A 17,166-nucleotide genomic window follows, 5' to 3' on the forward strand; every position below is an offset into this window, starting at 1 on the left:
GGAGGTGAAAAAATGGATATATTAGAAATGATAAGGCCAAAAATAATGACGCTGAGCCCTTGGGAGAAGATCGGCATTATGGGAATTGCAGCAGCGCTGGTAAGACTTGTTGGAGGATTCGACCAATCGATGCAGACCTTGGTTTTATTTATAGTCATCGATTATGTCACTGGTGTGATACTGGCTCTGTATAAAAACAACTTAAGCTCTGAAGCTTGCTACAGAGGAATTCTAAAAAAAGGCATAATATTTTTTATCGTCATATTGGCCCATCACACGGATATGATATTCGAAACGGATTCATTGCTGTTAAGAAATTGCACGATTATTTTTTATATCGGCAATGAAGGGATATCGATTATGGAAAACGCAGGAGAGATTGGAATTCCAATGCCTGCCTTCATGAGAAGGGTTTTGCGGAACCTAAAGGAGAAAAACGAGGAGTTGGAGAGATGATAAGTATAGGAGCGAGAGGAATTAAAGTAAGAAATCTTCAAAAGATGTTAGTTAAAGAAGGATACCTGCTGGATAAAAGGGAAATTGATTCGATATTCGGACCTAAGACAAGAGCTGCCGTCATGGAATTTCAGAAAAACAATAAATTAAAGATTGATGGAATAGTTGGAGATGAAACAAACAGAGAAATAATGTTTTTAAAGTATCCGAATTTTAGCTCTCATGAATTTAAGTGCAAATGCAGAGGAGCCTATTGCGACGGTTTTCCAGCTAAAATAGATGAAGACCTAATCACCCAGCTACAAAGAATAAGAAACAGCTTGAAAAGGCCTGTAATAATCACTTCAGGCTTAAGGTGTGAGAGGCACAATATAAATTCAGGGGGGGTCAAATCTTCTTTGCATCTAAAAGGCAGAGCGGCTGATATAAGATCCCCTGGAGTTTCGGTTAAAGAACTGGGAAAGTTGGCAGTAAATATAAATTCCCATGGAGGATGCGGGATTAGTTACGCTAGTTTTGTACATTTAGATACAGGAAGCAAGAGAATATGGTAGAATTAATGTATTGTCAAAAAATTAAACTAAATTTTAATGATATTTTAATCCCTATAGGATAAAATATATTAGACTTTAAAAATTATTACGGGGTTGATTTTATGAAGAAAGTTTTAATTTTTACCGCTTCAACAGGCGGGGGACACAATATCGCCGCAAATTCATTAAAGGAGCATTTTGAAGCAAGTGGATATGAAGCAGCAATATTTGACGCTTTTAAGGAAACAAATCTATTGCTGGACAAGGTAATATCCCGAGGATATGAAAAGATATTAAGCTTAAGTCCCAGAACCTACGGCAGAATGTACCGAGCTGCCAACAACAAGACGCTCAGTCATTACATCGTAGCACTTATTACAGACGTAATGGAAAAAAACATGATGGGCATAATTAACGAAAATAATCCGGATCTTATAATCGCAACACATCCCTTGGTTACAAATGTATTAGGCACTTTAAAAGAAGACAGAGAATTTGACGTTCCTATCATATCGATTGTAACAGATTATATGATACATCGCGCATACATTCACGATCAAATAGATGCATATGTTGCAGGCAGCGAATATACAAAAGAAACGATCATCAAAAAAGGCGTGGATGAAAAGAAGATTCACACATATGGGATTCCGGTGAGAAAATCCTTTTTAGATCATACCACAATAGCCGTCAAGGATTACAGCGTTGATTTATCTGTATTGCTGATGGCAGGTTCAATGGGAACTGCCCATATGGAAAAGGCATTTCTAAGCCTAATCAGCTCAAAGCACAATTTAAAGATAATCGTGGTCTGTGGAAAAAATGACAAAGTTAAAAGCAGAATCGACAAAATTATGGAAGATGAGCATTTAAATAAAATCGTAGAGGTATATGGTTTTGTAGAAAACATACCTGAGCTCATGGACAGGGGCGATGTTATAATAACAAAGCCCGGCGGCTTGACGACTACAGAATCCATAATCAAGAATATACCTATGATTATTCCATATTATATTCCTGGGCAGGAAGAGGAAAATACCGACTTTCTAGTTGAAACGGGAATGGCTATCAAAGTTGACAAAATAAAAGATTTGACAAATGTCGTAGACTACCTGGTCCACAACAAAGACATTCTCGACAGTATGGCTCAGAATATGTCTGAAATGGCCAAGGAACAATCAATTGACAGAATAATTGCTCTCGGAAGCGAACTTATTGCAAAAAATATTGAGGGCAAGTATAAAAATAAAACACTCGTGATGCCTTCATAGGCAAAACGGGTGTTTTTAAAAATGAAAAAACAACGAGGTTATTGTAAAGTAGGTGATCAGCACTAAAGCGTCCAATATGGTGCTGATCATGGGATTAGCCATAATGGCAGGATCCAGTCCGATTCTTTTCGCAAACATAGGTAGGGCGCTTCCTATAAGCTTTGCCAACGTAATTGTGGCAATCAGCGTAAGGCTGACTACAAACGAAAGCAAAAATGTATAATTGCCAATTATGTACATCCTGATGAAGTTCAAAAATGCCAGGCTCAGGCCGATTAGAAAGCTTACTCTCAACTCTTTCCATATAATGCTGAAAAGATCTCTGAATTCTACGTCGCCGACAGCTATGGAACGGACCATCAAAGTTGAGGCTTGAGCCCCTGCATTTCCGCTGGTGCCCATAAGCATGGGGATATTTGCGCTTAATATTGCCATGCTGGCAATTAAAGCTTGGTAGTGTTCCATTATAGCGCTTGTAAATGTTGCCGAAATCATCAATACTGCCAACCAAGGAAAACGCTTCTTAAATAAACCTGCAACAGTGGATTCGAGATAGCTTTCCTCGGAAATCTGCATACCAGCCATCATATGAAAATCCTTTGTGGTTTCTTCTTCCATTACATCCATTATATCATCAACTGTTATGATGCCTACAAGTCTGTTCTCAGAATCAACTACCGGCATTGCCAAAAGATCATATTTTAAGAACTTATCCGCAACATCCTCTTGATTGTCGTGGGTTTCGACGCTTATGAATTCTTTATTCATTATAGCTTCCACCTTTGAGTCTTCTGAGGATAGTATCAGCTCTTTAAGGGATATTATACCCTCTAACTTTCTTTCGTTGTCTGTAACGTAACAGGTGTATATGGTTTCTTTGTCAACGCCAATTTTTCTGATTCGATTGATAGCTTCTCTGACGGTCATGCGCTTTTTCAAGTCCACAAATTCTATGGTCATTATGCTTCCGGCGGAATATTCAGGGTAGTTGAGGAATTGATTTATGAGCCTTCGTTCATTTTCGGGAGTGTTTTGCAATATTTTTTTTACGAGATTCGCAGGAATCTCCTCCAAATAGTCTATCTTGTCATCAAAATTCAGCTCGTTGACAAGCTCCTTAAGTTCATCCTCATTAATGAGCTGAGAAAATTCAACTTGATATGAGGGCTCCATATGTGAAAAAACCTCCACAGCCAGATCCTTTGGAAGAAGTCTAAAAATCAGGAGGCTTTCCTTTTGGCTGACTTCTGCCATTGCTTCTGCAATATCGGGAGCATGAAGGGTAGAAATATGAATTCTTAAATCCTTGAATTTTTTCTCTTTAAGAAGTTCCAACAGCTTCTTCATTATAAACACCTCCTGTAATGTCTATACCCATATAGTAATAAGTGACACTGAAGTCAACGTATCTATTATAATTATTATATATTAAGATATCAACTAAAAAGACACGATAACGACACAAGAATAGGTTATAATATAATCAAAAGTCAACTATAGGGTGATTTTATGAAAAAAATATTTGTGGTCGAAGATGAGGAAAACCTAAGGAATCTGATAGAAGCCTATCTGGTAAAAGAAGGCTTTATGGTGGTTACTGCTCAAAATGGTCTTGAAGCTGTAGAAAAGTGGAGGGACTCCTTGGCGGATATAATAATTATGGATATTATGATGCCCGGCCTTGACGGATATGAAGTGCTGGATTACATAAGGAAGGACAGCAAGGTTCCGGTTGTTTTTCTTACCGCAAAAAGAGAACTTGAAGATAAGATAAAGGGTTTTGAAACAGGCGCAGATGATTATCTAGTAAAGCCCTTTAGCATGAAAGAACTGGTAATGAGGACCAAAGCCATACTTAAAAGATCAGGAAACCAGGAAGATTATCTCCAGACATACGGAGAACTGACTATAGATCTGATTAAAATGGAAGCTAGAGTCAGTGGAGAGTTAATCGAGCTTTCCCGTAAAGAATATGAGCTTTTAGCATACCTGGCAAAAAACATAAATATACCCATTAGTAGGGGCAAGCTCCTTGACGGGCTCTGGGGAATAGATTTTGAAGGTGATGACAGGGTTGTGGATACAGCAATAAAAAGGCTAAGAAAAAAACTGGGAGCAGCTGAAGGTTATATCAAGACAGTGAGAGGTTTAGGCTATAAATTTGAGGTGTGACGATGAAAAAAAGCATTTTTAACAGAATATTCATTTACATGGCTATACTGATCCTTATTATTTCCGGATTCATCGTGTTTATGGTGGAGTTCTTTCTTGATGATTTTTATTATATGACTCAGGAAAATTCCTTGAGAGAAACAGCAGAGGAAATTCAGGAATTATATGATGAAAACAATGCCGATATCGAGGATATCCTAAAGACTTACTCATTAAGCTTGGGGATGACTGTTGAAATAGTCACAGATAGAGGAACTGTTCTGTACTCTGGAAGCGTGTCTGGAGGGTCAGGGAATATGAGGCACATGATGAATATGATGATGGGGCAGGGTAGGTTTTACAGGATGAATGCAAATGACTCGTCTGTGGAGCAAGACTGGCTTATCTTCAATCAAGAATTAAGTGATGGCAACTATTTAGTGATTAGGACTGGATATGAGTCTTTTCAAAGGGCGATTGAGGCGTTGAAGAGTTTTATGATGTATCTCATCTTGCCGGTTTTGATACTGTCTATTGCCGTTATATATCCGTTGTCTAAGGGTATATCAAAACCGTTGGTAGAACTTAATAAAGTGGCCCAGAGGATGAAAAAGCTTGATTTTAAAGCTAAATACAGCGTAAGGTCCCAAGATGAAACAGGACAGTTGGGGCAAACATTAAACGAATTGATGGTAAAACTTGAAGATACCATCAGGCAGTTAACGGAAGAGCTTGAAAAAGAAAAAAACCTAGACAAGATGAGAAGGGAATTTGTCGCAAGGGTTTCCCATGAAATACAGACGCCGCTTACTGTAATAGAGGGTTATATTGAAGCAATCGAAGACAAGGTGTATGCAAACGAAAAGGACAGGGATAATGCGTTGAGGGTAATATCCTTAGAGGCTGATAAGATCAGCAAGATGACTCAAGATCTTTTGGATTTGTCTCAGCTTGAATCTGGAAGCTATAAACTGGTAAAAAGAAAATTCAATTATTCCGATCTTGTCAGGCAGGTTCATGAAAAATACTCAAACCAGAAGAGGGATTCAAACGTAGAATTCAGGCTGGTTGCAGATGAAGGCTGTGAGTATCATATTGATGGAGATGAATTCAGATTGGAACAGGTTTTGAACAATCTGTTAAACAACGCATTCAATCACGTCAGGCAGGGCGGCAGAGTAATTTTATCGGTTGAGCACAATGGAGGAATCATAACAACCGGGGTATTCAATGAAGGGGAAAAGATAAACGAAAATGAACTGGATTACATCTGGGAGAGCTTTTTCAAGGGAGACAAGAGGAAAGGTAAAAAAGGTGTCGGTTTGGGACTTTCAATAGCCAAGAACATAATAAGCCTTCACGATGGAAAGTACAAAGCTGAGAACAGAAACGATGGTGTATGCTTTAGTTTTGATTTACATGAAAGCAAATGAATCTAACGTATAATTGATGATTTACAAGAAGAAGATTTTCATGTAAAATGTATATGTGTTTTCAACTTAATATTAAAAGGTAACGATGAAGAGGAGTATAAAAGACCGGGCTACAGAGAGGAGAATCCAAGGCTGTGAGATTTTCCGTCAAAGGCTTTTAGAAGGTAGCTTCTGAACCGCCTTGCTGAACATATAGTAAGCAAGGACGCAAATGCGTTAAAATTGGAGTTGGGTTATAAACCAATTAGGGTGGAACCGCGGTAGATATCGTCCCTTGCTGATTAGCAGGGGATTTTTTTTTGAAATAATATGTAAACAGGAGGAAAAAATGAACAAAAAGCAATTATCTAAATCTTATGATCCTATCGAATTCGAAGATGAAATTTATGAAAACTGGGAAAGACGGGGCTATTTCAAACCGGAAGCGAACAATGACGGCAAGCCCTACACAATAGTGATGCCTCCTCCTAATATAACAGGACAGCTTCATCTGGGACACGCCTTTGATGGAACTCTACAGGATATCATTATCAGATGGAAAAGAATGCAGGGGTTCAGCGCTTTGTGGCTTCCGGGAACAGACCATGCGAGTATAGCTACAGAAGTCAAGGTAGTTGAAAAAATTAAAGAAGATGAAGGAAAAACAAAGGAAGAGCTTGGCAGAGAGGAGTTTTTAAACAGAGCCTGGGACTGGGCCGTGGTTTATAAAAAAAGAATAGTGGATCAGTTCAAAAAGCTGGGCGCTTCATGCGATTGGGACCGGGAGAGGTTTACCATGGATGAGGGCTGCAGCGAGGCGGTTGTGGAAACTTTTGTACGGCTATATGGCAAGGGGCTTGTCTATAGGGGAAACAGAATAATAAATTGGTGTCCTGACTGCAAGACTGCACTTTCCGACGCCGAGGTGGAGTACAGTGAAAAAAGCGGAAACCTTTATCACTTGAGATATCCTCTAGAAAGTGGCGACAAATATTTGGTCGTAGCAACGACGAGACCGGAGACCATGTTGGGAGATAGCGGAGTGGCCGTGAATCCCAACGATGAAAGATACAAGGACTTGATAGGCAAAAATGTAATACTGCCTCTTATGAACAGGAAAATCCCAATAATCGCTGACGATTACGTTGATATGGAGTTTGGGACAGGTGCAGTTAAAATGACTCCTGCTCATGATCCAAATGACTTTGAGGTCGGCTTAAGACACAACCTGGACCAGATTAGAGTCCTTGACGACTCTGGAATCATGAATGAGCATGCAGGAGATTACAAGGGTCTTGAAAGATACGAAGCGAGAAAGAAAGTCTTAGAAGATCTTAAGGCTTTAGGGCTTATCGAGAAAATCCAAGAGCATGTGCATAATGTGGGAGCCTGTTACAGATGCGACACTGTAGTTGAGCCTATTATATCAAGGCAATGGTTTGTAAGCATGGAGCCACTTGCTAAGCCTGCAATAGATGTGGTAAGGGATGGAAAAACGAAATTCGTGCCTGAAAGATTCAGCAAGATTTACTTCAACTGGATGGAAAACATAAAAGATTGGTGCATATCCAGGCAGCTGTGGTGGGGACATAGGATTCCCGCATATTATTGTGACGATTGCAACGAGGTCATGGTTTCCAAAGATGAAGTTACTTCTTGTGGCAAATGCGGGTCGGGAAATGTTAGGCAGGATGAAGATGTGCTTGATACATGGTTTAGCTCTGCACTTTGGCCATTTTCAACTTTAGGATGGCCGGAAAACACTGAAGACCTTAATAAATTCTATCCAAATAATCTTCTTGTCACAGGATTCGACATTATTTTCTTTTGGGTAGCAAGAATGATCTTTTCAGGAATCGAACAGATGGGGGAGACTCCTTTCAGTGATGTGTATATTCACGGATTGATCAGGGATGCGCAAGGGAGAAAGATGAGCAAATCTCTTGGCAATGGAGTAGATCCCTTGGAAGTTATTGAAAAATACGGAGCGGACCCGCTTAGATTTACTATAGTGACAGGAAATGCGGCAGGCAACGATATAAGATGGCACGATGAGAAGGTTATAGCTAACAGAAACTTTGCCAATAAAATCTGGAATGCTTCGAAATTTGTCATAATGAATACAGAAAATGACGTCATTTTAGAAATAGCTGACGTAAAAGATGATTTGTTGTCCATGGACAAGTGGATTTTGAGCAGACTGAATCAAATAACAAGAGAAGTAAATGAAAATATGGAAAAATACGAACTGGGAATAGCAGCTCAAAAATTATATGATTTTTTATGGAACGAGTATTGTGACTGGTATATCGAACTCGTAAAAAGCAGGTTGTACGGTGATGACGATTCTAAAAAAGCTGCTCAGGCTACATTGAAGCATGTGCTAAAAACCTCATTGAAACTGCTGCACCCATTTATGCCATTTATAACGGAAAAACTGTTTTTGGCTATACAGGATGAGGAAGAAACAGTAATGTTGTCTAGATGGCCTGAATGGAAGGAAGACCACTGTTATAACGCAGAAGAAAGCGAGATAGGGTTTGTTATGGATGCAATAAGAGCTGTAAGAAACATAAAGGCAGAGCTTAATGTTCCTCCCTCAAAGAAGGTCAGCATATTTGTAGTTCCATTTGACAGCAAGATAGAAGAGATAATCATAAAAAATGAATCCTATATAAAAAATCTTGCCAACGGATCTAGCGTAAAAGCAGTGGGGAAAGATCATGGATTGGAAAATGCCACTGCGGCATTGATCGATGGCGCCGAAATCATGATTCCTTTGGATGAACTTGTAGACAAGGAAAAGGAGCTTGAAAGACTGAATAAGGAAAAAGATAATCTGGCTAAAGAAATAGACAGAGTTGTCAAAAAACTTTCAAATGAAGGCTTTATAAAAAAAGCTCCAGAAAAGGTTGTAGAAGAAGAAAAGGCAAAACAGGAAAAGTATCAAAAGATGTATGACAATGTTTTGGAAATGATCAAAAAATATGAAAACTAAGATTCGATGATATCCAAAGGTAAAAGGGAGGCAATAAAAAAACAGCTTAGGCTGTTTTTTTTACTCCTTTATCAAGGAGTCGATTATATCGGTATAAATATTTTGTCCCTTAGACTCCCAATTTGAACATATATACTTGGCCTGGGTTTTGCTGGGGACATTAAGGGATATGGATATCAGAGAAACATCATTTTCCATTAATCTAAGGCTGACATCAAACTCGCCGTCTCCGGTAAGCTTATAAGTGGCCAGATTTTTTACCTGCCTTAAAACTTTATCCTTGTTTTGGCGGATGAATATGTCTAATATCTCCTTTATGAATAAAGGTATCCTGTCAGAAAATAGAGACAGGGTTTCCCTACCTTTTTCAGAAATAGAAAAATAGTCTATATCGCTGTCATTCATCTTGTATAGAAATTCATCATCTAATAGGCTATTGATTAAAAACTGTATATCAAAGTAACTGATTTGAACGTTTTCCAATACGATTTGGCTAATTTGTTCCTTGTTTACCGGAACCTTGAATTGGTCCAGTGCATATAATATAATTAGTTTATTCTCAAGTATGTTTTCTGAGTCAAAATACAATTGGTACACCTACTTTCTGTTTATATTATAACAGAAAAGGGTGACTCATATAAGTGCAAAATACGATAAGGAGCAATAAAATGACTGATAATCTGATAAGCTATATAGAATCTTTGGGAGTATCTAGACTGGGTTTCTTTGGTGCAAAAAGCGTAGTGCCAAATAATTGGAAAGAGCTTGAATATGGGATATCATTTTCGATTAAATTGTCGGAGCCTATAGTTGATGACATAAAAAGCGGTCCTTCGAAGACTTACTTTGCCCATTACAGAAGCGTCAACTACCATATAAACGAGGTCTCACTCAAAATAGTGCTATATCTACAAAAAATGGGGTTTAAAGCTGTGCCCATACCAGCATCACAAACTGTAAGCGAGAAAAATGAAATCAGTGGAGTTTTTCAACACAGAACGGCGGCCACTTTGTCCGGCCTGGGATGGGTAGGGAAAAGCGGCATGTTCATAGACGACAAGCTTGGTCCCTCTGTGAGATTGGGGACGATTTTTACCAATATGAAGCTACCTTCGGCATCTCCGGTCAGATCAGGTGGGTGTGGATCGTGCAGGATATGCGTTGAAAGCTGCCCGGCAATGGCTATAGAAGGAAAAGAGTGGAAAGCTGGAATGGAAAGAAACGAGCTATATGACGCAAGGGCATGCAGCGATTACATGAAGGAAGCTTACAAAGACATAGGAAGGGGAGTCGTATGCGGCATTTGTATGAGCATTTGTCCCAAAAACCATACAAGCAACAAATGACACATAAATATTAACGGGAGATGATTTTATGGAATTTAATTCAACTGATCAAATGAAAAATATGGGAATATTGAGAATGAGGAAAAATTGGCTTAATTCTGTAGCTGTTTTGATCATCAGTTTTTTTATATTAAGCTCGATATCATTCATAGATGGTTATTTTCAAGTCATGCACGAAATTTTTGGAACACAGGCTCGAAACCTTACCAGTCTTGCTGGGATTCAATCGATAATATTTACAGGGCCAATATCCTATGGAGTAGCTTTGTTTTTTCTGAATGCAGCAAGAGGCAATGAGGGGGAAATAGTCCATGTTTTTACCGGGTTCAAGAGGTTTGGAACGACGTTTCTCTGTGGCCTTATGCAAACTATATTCATAGTGCTTTGGAGCTTGCTTTTCATAATTCCGGGAATTATAGCAGCTATCAATTATTCCATGGCATATTATCTGTTGGCGGATTATAAAAGCCTATCTGCAATGGATGCTCTGTCTATGAGCAAGGACATTATGAAAGGTCACAAGGGAAGGTATTTTAACTTGCTTATGAGCTTTGTGGGATGGTTTGTTTTTTCAGCAGTGACATTGGGGCTGGGTTACGTTTACGTCATGCCTTATTTCAACAACACAATTGCTGTTTTTTATCAGGATTTAATAAACGGAACAGATACTGACCTAATTAGAAAGTACGCCGGAGATGTTCAATAGAAAATGAAAACTGCCTGGAGCAGATGCTCCAGGCAGTTTTTTAAAGTTCAAATGCATCAGCAATAAGGTTGACTGCTTTTTGTTGATCGGCAGAATCAATCGCATAACTGATTTTGATTTCTGAGGTTGTAACCATTTGAACTTCAATGCCTGCTTTGGCAAGAAGCACAAATATTTGAGCTGCAACTCCACTATGGCTTCGCATCCCAATTCCCACAACTGATAATTTAGATATGTCTTCATTTATACCATAAGAAATCTGTGGGTATTTCTTAGCCAGGAAAGCCAAGATGTCCCTGGTATCGCTCAATTCACTTTTTGGCGTAGTAAATGATATGCTTACCGAATTATCCTGTGGGGAAGTCTGACTTATCATGTCTATATTGATATCCTTTTTAGCCAGTGAATCAAAGATATCTGCAGTAGTTCTTATACTGTAGGGAACATGATTCAGTGTAATCATCACGTCGTTATTGTCAATTGCCAAGCCCGTTATAACCGCGCTTTCCATATTCTTCTCACTCTCCTTGATAACTGTACCTGGTTTTTCCCCCATGCTGGATGCAACTATAATTGGGATATGGTACTTTTGACCTAGCTCGATCGCTCTTGTATGCATTATGCCTGCGCCCAAACTTGCCATTTCCAACATCTCTTCGTAGCTTATGACGTCTAGTTTTTTTGCATTAGGGTAAACTCTAGGATCCAGTGAATATATTCCGTCTACGTCGGTGTATATCTCGCAAGGACACTGTAGCTTGCTGGCTATGGCGACAGCAGATGTATCCGAGCCACCACGACCTAAGGTTGTTATGTCTGACTCTTCGTTGGCGCCTTGAAATCCAGCAACTATGACTATTTTATCTTCCTTTAGGTGTTTTTTTATCGTGCTGTCGTCAATGTCTGCAATCCTGGATTTTGTATGATGTCCTGTGGTCTTTATTCCTACCTGTGATCCTGTCAATGATATAGCTTGATGTCCCATGCTGTTTAGAGCCATTGACAATAAGGCAATGGATACCTGTTCTCCTGTGGAAATAAGCATGTCGATTTCCCGCTTTGGCGGATTTTCTGAAATCTGATAGGCCATTTCCAAAAGCTTGTCGGTATTGTCGCCCATAGCTGAAACGACCACCACTATTTTGTGATTTTCTTCCTTCTTTTTTATGATTCGCTTTGCTACATTTTGAATTCTATCTATATTTCCGACGGAAGTTCCGCCGTATTTTTGCACTACGATATTCATTTTAGCTCCTTTATAATGTTATCCTCTAAGATCATCAAGCAACTCTGTCTTGCTTTTAGTTTTATCATCAATATCCTTAATGACTTTTGCAGGAGATCCTGCTACCACGGTGCCTGAAGGAACATCTTTTGTAACGATTGCTCCGGCAGCTACCACGGAACCTTTTCCGACTTTTACGCCTTCCAATATAACTGCGTTTGCTCCTATGACTACATCGTCCTCGATAATAACAGGAGTCTTGCTTGGGGGTTCTAATACGCCTGCTACCACAGCGCCTGCTCCAAGATGTACGTTTTTGCCTAGCTGGCCTCTAGCGCCTACTACGGCATTCATGTCGATCATGGTTCCGTCTCCTATGTTTGCACCTATGTTTATAACCGCACCCATCATCAGAACGCAGCTTTTCCCTATATGTGCACCTTCTCTGATAAAGACGCCTGGTTCGATTCTAGCATCCACAGCAGTCATGTCAAGCATGGGAACTGCTGAGTTTCTTCTGTCATTTTCGACTCTGCAGGATTTGATTTTCTCTTTGTTTTTATCGATAAACGGCAAGACTATATCGCTTTCTCCAAATAATGTAAAGGAACTAGGAAGACCGTAGTATTCCATGCCTTCAAGGTCTGCTTCTGTGAAGTCACCGTTGATATAGGCTTTTACAGGTGTTTGTTTTTGTACCGCCTTTATGTATTTTGCAATCTCATAAGGGTTGGTAAGATCAAATTGTTTTTTTAATTCTTCGTTTGTAGTCATATTAACTTCTCCTCTCAATTATAAACCTAGCATTTTTTTCATATCGTAAAGTCCGTTTTTTTGAACGGCGATGTATCTAGCAGCCTCCACCGCTCCTTTAGCAAACACCTTTTTTGAAGTCGCAGTGTGCTTGATTTCGATATTTTCATCGTCACCTGCGTACAAAACGGTGTGTTCGCCTGCGATAGTACCACCTCTTACGGCGTGTATTCCAAGCTCTTTGTCCTGGCGTTTGGCAGAGGTGCCTTCACGGCCGTAAGTAAAAGTGAATTTTTCTGCTGCGCTTTCGTTTATCGCATTTGCGAGCATCAGTGCCGTACCGCTTGGAGCATCAACTTTTTTGTTGTGGTGTTTTTCGATTATTTCAATATCAAAGCCTTGCAACATCTTTTCAGCTTGTGATACAAGCCCGAGAAGGACATTGACTCCTATGGACATGTTTGCTGTCCTAAATACCGGTATTGACTTCGATAGTTCTTTTAATCGATCTTCATCAGTTTGACTCAATCCGGTAGTAGCCATTACCAATGGTATTTTTTTGTCTTCTGCAAAATCGACTATTTTGTCGAATGCGCTGAAGTGTGAAAAGTCGATGATCGCATCAATCTTTTCTTGTACATCTTCCAGTTCGGTATAAACGGTAAAGGGGCTGTCAGGCGATTGTGACGAGTCAAACCCGGCAACTATTTCCATGTCATCCCTCTCAGCTACGAGAGATGATATGGTTTTTCCCATTCCACCGTTGCATCCACTGAGTAAAATTTTCATTTTGTTTCCTCCAAATTAAAGTATTCCGTAAGCTTTCATCTCTGATTCAAGAATCTTCAAATGATCCTCTTCCATTTCTGTCAAAGGCATTCTAACTTCTCCCGTGTCCATTCCCATTAGCTTTAAAGCAGCTTTTATAGGTATGGGATTTGCTTCAATGAACAATGCATCATTTAGGCCATTCATCTTAAGTTGAAGACTAAGGCTGCCTTTTACGTCTCCGGAGAGGTATTTTGCAACCATGTCATGCATGTCTTTAGGAATTATATTTGCACTGACGCTGATGACTCCGATGCCGCCGAGAGATAGGATAGGCACCACCTGATTGTCATTTCCCGAATAAATGGCAAAATCTTCCCCGCACAATCTAGCTATTTCAGCTACTTGCAATATGTCTCCGCTAGCTTCTTTAACAGCGGTTATGTTTTTTATCTTTGACAATTCAACCATGGTGTCAACGCTAATGTTAAGGCCCGTTCGGCTGGGAACATTGTAGACTATGACAGGGCATGATACGCTGCTTGCAACTGCTTCGAAATGCTTGACGATACCCTTTTGAGTACCCTTGTTGTAGTAGGGGTTCATAACAAGTACTGCGTCGGCTCCCACTTGGTCTGCATATTTTGACATCTCAACAGCGTGGAAGGTGCTGTTGCTTCCGGTGCCTGCAATGACTGGTATCCTGCCTTTAACTACGTCTACTGCAAACTTGATCTCATCTTGCTGCTCCTCGTCAGAGAGGCAAGGCGTCTCACCTGTAGTCCCACAAATAATGATTGCATCGGTGCCTTCTTTGATGTGCCATTCAATCAGTTGCTCTAGCCTCGGATAATCTATTTTGTTGTCTTTAAATGGTGTTACGATTGCTACTCCTGATCCTTTAAATACACTCATATCATCACCTGCTTAATAAATTATTTTTAATTAGCAATTCTGCAATTTGAACAGCGTTGGCAGCTGCACCTTTTCTGATGTTGTCTGCTACTATCCAGAGATTCAAGCCGTTTTCCACGCTTTCGTCGCGTCTGATTCGGCCGACAAAAACTTCATTTTTGCCTTCTGCGTTTCTTGCCAGTGGATAAATGTTGTTGGCGACGTCGTCTTCTACCACTATGCCCGGTGAGTTTGAAAGCAAGCTGCGTATTTCTTTCAATTCAAAAGGTGTCTCGAATTCAAGGTTGACGCTTTCGCTGTGTCCATAAAATACCGGAACCCTTACCGCTGTAGCCGTGATTTTAAGTGAGTCGTCACCAAGTATTTTCTGTGTTTCTTCAATCATCTTCATTTCTTCCTTGGTGTACCCGTTGTCTAGGAACACATCGATGTGAGGAAGGCAGTTGAAGGCGATTTGATGAGGATAAAACTCGTTTGTTCCACCCTTTACGCCCTTCTCAAGATCTTCGTAACCTTTAATGCCTGATCCTGAAACCGCTTGGTATGTGGAATATACAATTCTTTTGATTTTGTAATTTTCATGAAGGGGCTTTAATGCCACTACTGCTTGAATGGTTGAGCAGTTAGGGTTGGCAATAATGTTTTTGTGCCATTTCAGATCATCCGGATTTACTTCCGGCACTACCAGTGGTACTGTAGGATCCATTCTGAATGCTGAAGAGTTGTCCACTACCACCACATTATTTTTTGCAGCGATAGGTGAAAACTTTTCGCTGGTTCCTCCGCCGGCAGAGAATATTGCAATATCAATATCTTGTTCGAATGATTTTTCAGTTAATTCTTGTACCGTATAAGTCTTTCCCATGAAAGTCAGTTCTTCGCCCTTTGATCTAGCCGATGCCAATGGGTAAAAATTCTCAATTGGGAAATTTCTTTCTTCTAATAGTTCCAGAACCTTTCTTCCAACCATTCCAGTTGCACCGACGACGGCGACATTGTACTTTTTCATTTTGATTAAAACCTCCTAAGTTTTTATGGTTGATCTGCTGATGCAGATTTTTTAAGTAAACTGCAAAACTCTAATAAAAAAGCTAGTTTAATATAAACTAGCTGAACGTTGACAAGACATGCATAAAAAATGTATATCTCAGGCAGTTTCAGATAGCGCTCCATCTTTTGGATGACAATTGCAAGGTTATTCACCAGGCAACCAGCATTCGAGACTTCAGGGAATCGAAAACTTCGGCATCTTACCCTTTCATCCCAGTTCATCCGATCCTGAAACCGTTCCTGTGAGTACTTATAAAAGATGCACCTCTATCTTAAAAATATTTGATTGTCTAATAGTATAACAAAAAGATGCAAAAAAATAAACACAATTGCGTATGTTTTTTATATTTCATTTGCGTTATAATATTACAAGTGAGTTCATTTTACATTAAAAACGACTAAAATGCAAATTTGGAGGAGGAAGTCATGAAAGTAAGGGAAAATATATTAAATATGCTGGATGAAGCAATTAAAATAAGAAGAGATCTGCACATGATTCCTGAAGAGGGATATGGTGAATATAAAACAAATGCATATATAAAAAAATACTTGAAGGATTTAGGTTATGAGCCTGAAGATATTACTGATACGGGAGTCTATTTGCTGATTGAGGGAAATGACAAGGAAACAACGACAGCTTTGAGAGCGGATATGGACGGGTTGTCAGTAAGAGAGGAAACGGACGTGGATTACACATCTGTTCATGAAAGCATGATGCATGCATGTGGTCACGATGGTCACATGACTATTTTGCTTGTTTTTGCAAAGTACTTGAAGGACAATGACATAAAACCAGAAAAAAATATCCTGCTTATTTTTCAACCAGCTGAGGAGGGACCAGGCGGAGCAAAAGCAATTGTTGAAGAGGGACTCTTATTAAGATACAATGTAGGGGAAATATTCGGATGCCATATCATGCCGGATGTAGACCAAGGCATAGTAGCAGTAAAGTCGGGGCCAATGATGGCACAGACAGGAGAGTTTTACATCGATATCAAAGGCAAAAGCTCTCATGCGGCGGTGCCTCATCAAGGAATTGATGCGGTAGTAATAGCATCCAGCATTGTGGGATCTCTTCAGACGGTAGTCAGCAGAAATATAAATCCGGTTAAAACATCTTTGTTGTCAATTGGAACTATATCCGGGGGGGAAAGAGTCAATGTAGTAGCGAGACATGTGAGTCTTTCCGGAACGATGCGGTCTTATGAAGAAGCAGTTTACGATCAGATGAAAATGCGGGTAATTGAAATACTCAAAGGATATGAGATTGCATTTAATTGTACGATAGAATATAAATTTATAGACATGTATCCTCCTGTCACTAACGATGCGGCAGTTCATAAAAGTTTTATAGCTCTGCTTGATAAAGACGAATACAAGGAGGCTGATCCAATGATGATTGCTGAGGATTTTTCCTACTATCAAAAAGCGGTACCGGGAGTGTTTTTTTACTTGGGATCACGCAATGAAGAATTGGGATATGACTATGGACTGCATGACTGTAGATTTAATTTTGACGAGAGTATATTATTAAATGCTGTTGAGGTATATGCAAGACTTGCAGGTAGGGAGAGAAGTTGAA

At 39.6% G+C, this 17,166-nt stretch carries 16 protein-coding genes, 1 riboswitch and 1 other annotated feature; of the genes, 9 read left to right on the plus strand and 7 right to left on the minus strand.

Translation table 11 applies throughout. The features are described 5' to 3' along the window. Nucleotides 1–12 precede the first annotated feature (12 nt). From BUB93_RS07595 to BUB93_RS07610, 3 genes are all read left to right on the plus strand, one after another. Entirely contained in the window at nt 13–456 is a 444-nt protein-coding gene (locus BUB93_RS07595) for a phage holin family protein (protein ID WP_084117118.1), read from the plus strand. Continuing rightward, nucleotides 453–1,010, plus strand: a complete 558-nt coding sequence (locus tag BUB93_RS07605; RefSeq protein WP_084117120.1) for a D-Ala-D-Ala carboxypeptidase family metallohydrolase — start codon at nt 453–455, stop codon at nt 1,008–1,010. The genes BUB93_RS07595 and BUB93_RS07605 overlap by 4 nt, the downstream gene beginning before the upstream one ends. A 101-nt stretch (nt 1,011–1,111) precedes the next feature. Then, complete coding sequence (locus tag BUB93_RS07610; RefSeq protein WP_073270767.1) at nt 1,112–2,260, plus strand: MGDG synthase family glycosyltransferase; 1,149 nt, start codon at nt 1,112–1,114, stop codon at nt 2,258–2,260. Nucleotides 2,261–2,275: 15 nt separating this feature from the next. Here the strand turns inward: BUB93_RS07610 and mgtE are convergent, their stop codons facing one another. Next, nucleotides 2,276–3,607 (minus strand): magnesium transporter, encoded by a 1,332-nt coding sequence (mgtE, locus tag BUB93_RS07615; RefSeq protein ID WP_073270769.1) that lies wholly within the window; start codon nt 3,605–3,607, stop codon nt 2,276–2,278. A 162-nt stretch (nt 3,608–3,769) separates the two neighbouring features. Between mgtE and BUB93_RS07620 the strand changes: the two genes are divergently transcribed. The 3 genes from BUB93_RS07620 (at nt 3,770) to BUB93_RS07630 (ending at nt 8,821) form a co-directional block, all read left to right on the plus strand. Continuing rightward, nucleotides 3,770–4,432: a response regulator transcription factor gene (locus BUB93_RS07620; protein WP_073270771.1), complete on the plus strand. Its 663-nt coding sequence runs from the start codon at nt 3,770–3,772 to the stop codon at nt 4,430–4,432. A gap of 2 nt (nt 4,433–4,434) precedes the next feature. Then, nucleotides 4,435–5,844, plus strand: coding sequence for a sensor histidine kinase (locus BUB93_RS07625; RefSeq protein WP_073270773.1), 1,410 nt, complete (start codon nt 4,435–4,437; stop codon nt 5,842–5,844). 73 nt (nt 5,845–5,917) lie between these two features. After that, nucleotides 5,918–6,122: a binding site (T-box leader), on the plus strand. A gap of 50 nt (nt 6,123–6,172) precedes the next feature. Then, nucleotides 6,173–8,821, plus strand: a complete 2,649-nt coding sequence (locus BUB93_RS07630; protein WP_073270778.1) for a valine--tRNA ligase — start codon at nt 6,173–6,175, stop codon at nt 8,819–8,821. A gap of 60 nt (nt 8,822–8,881) precedes the next feature. Here BUB93_RS07630 and BUB93_RS07635 read toward each other — a convergent pair whose 3' ends face one another. Further along, nucleotides 8,882–9,409 carry a DUF4364 family protein gene (locus BUB93_RS07635; protein ID WP_073270780.1) on the minus strand — a complete coding sequence of 176 codons (528 nt, stop codon included), beginning with the start codon at nt 9,407–9,409 and terminating at the stop codon, nt 8,882–8,884. A gap of 80 nt (nt 9,410–9,489) precedes the next feature. On the opposite strand from BUB93_RS07635, the gene BUB93_RS07640 reads away from it, so the two are divergent. Together BUB93_RS07640 and BUB93_RS07645 are read left to right on the plus strand one after the other, a co-directional pair. Then, nucleotides 9,490–10,167: a 4Fe-4S double cluster binding domain-containing protein gene (locus BUB93_RS07640; protein WP_073270781.1), complete on the plus strand. Its 678-nt coding sequence runs from the start codon at nt 9,490–9,492 to the stop codon at nt 10,165–10,167. Between the two features lie 28 nt (nt 10,168–10,195). Next, on the plus strand, nt 10,196–10,873 hold the full coding sequence (locus BUB93_RS07645; RefSeq protein ID WP_073270783.1) for a DUF975 family protein: 678 nt from the start codon (nt 10,196–10,198) through the stop codon (nt 10,871–10,873). 40 nt (nt 10,874–10,913) lie between these two features. Here the strand turns inward: BUB93_RS07645 and BUB93_RS07650 are convergent, their stop codons facing one another. From BUB93_RS07650 to BUB93_RS07670, 5 genes are read right to left on the minus strand one after another with little or no spacing between them, the layout of a single operon-like run. Continuing rightward, nucleotides 10,914–12,119: an aspartate kinase gene (locus BUB93_RS07650; RefSeq protein ID WP_073270785.1), complete on the minus strand. Its 1,206-nt coding sequence runs from the start codon at nt 12,117–12,119 to the stop codon at nt 10,914–10,916. Between the two features lie 18 nt (nt 12,120–12,137). Then, nucleotides 12,138–12,872: a 2,3,4,5-tetrahydropyridine-2,6-dicarboxylate N-acetyltransferase gene (dapD, locus tag BUB93_RS07655; RefSeq protein WP_073270787.1), complete on the minus strand. Its 735-nt coding sequence runs from the start codon at nt 12,870–12,872 to the stop codon at nt 12,138–12,140. Nucleotides 12,873–12,890: 18 nt separating this feature from the next. Continuing rightward, a complete protein-coding gene (dapB, locus tag BUB93_RS07660; RefSeq protein WP_073270789.1) occupies nt 12,891–13,640 on the minus strand; it encodes a 4-hydroxy-tetrahydrodipicolinate reductase in 750 nt (249 codons plus the stop codon). 15 nt (nt 13,641–13,655) lie between these two features. After that, nucleotides 13,656–14,534: a 4-hydroxy-tetrahydrodipicolinate synthase gene (gene dapA, locus BUB93_RS07665; RefSeq protein ID WP_073270791.1), complete on the minus strand. Its 879-nt coding sequence runs from the start codon at nt 14,532–14,534 to the stop codon at nt 13,656–13,658. Between the two features lie 4 nt (nt 14,535–14,538). Then, nucleotides 14,539–15,543 carry an aspartate-semialdehyde dehydrogenase gene (locus BUB93_RS07670; protein WP_073270793.1) on the minus strand — a complete coding sequence of 335 codons (1,005 nt, stop codon included), beginning with the start codon at nt 15,541–15,543 and terminating at the stop codon, nt 14,539–14,541. Between the two features lie 145 nt (nt 15,544–15,688). Further along, a riboswitch (Lysine riboswitch) is annotated at nt 15,689–15,862 on the minus strand. A gap of 148 nt (nt 15,863–16,010) precedes the next feature. On the opposite strand from BUB93_RS07670, the gene BUB93_RS07675 reads away from it, so the two are divergent. Next, nucleotides 16,011–17,165, plus strand: coding sequence for a M20 metallopeptidase family protein (locus BUB93_RS07675; RefSeq protein ID WP_073270795.1), 1,155 nt, complete (start codon nt 16,011–16,013; stop codon nt 17,163–17,165). The last annotated feature ends 1 nt before the right edge of the window (nt 17,166 follow it).

Origin of the sequence: Alkalibacter saccharofermentans DSM 14828, assembly GCF_900128885.1 — a bacterium.
Taxonomy (GTDB): domain Bacteria; phylum Bacillota; class Clostridia; order Eubacteriales; family Alkalibacteraceae; genus Alkalibacter; species Alkalibacter saccharofermentans.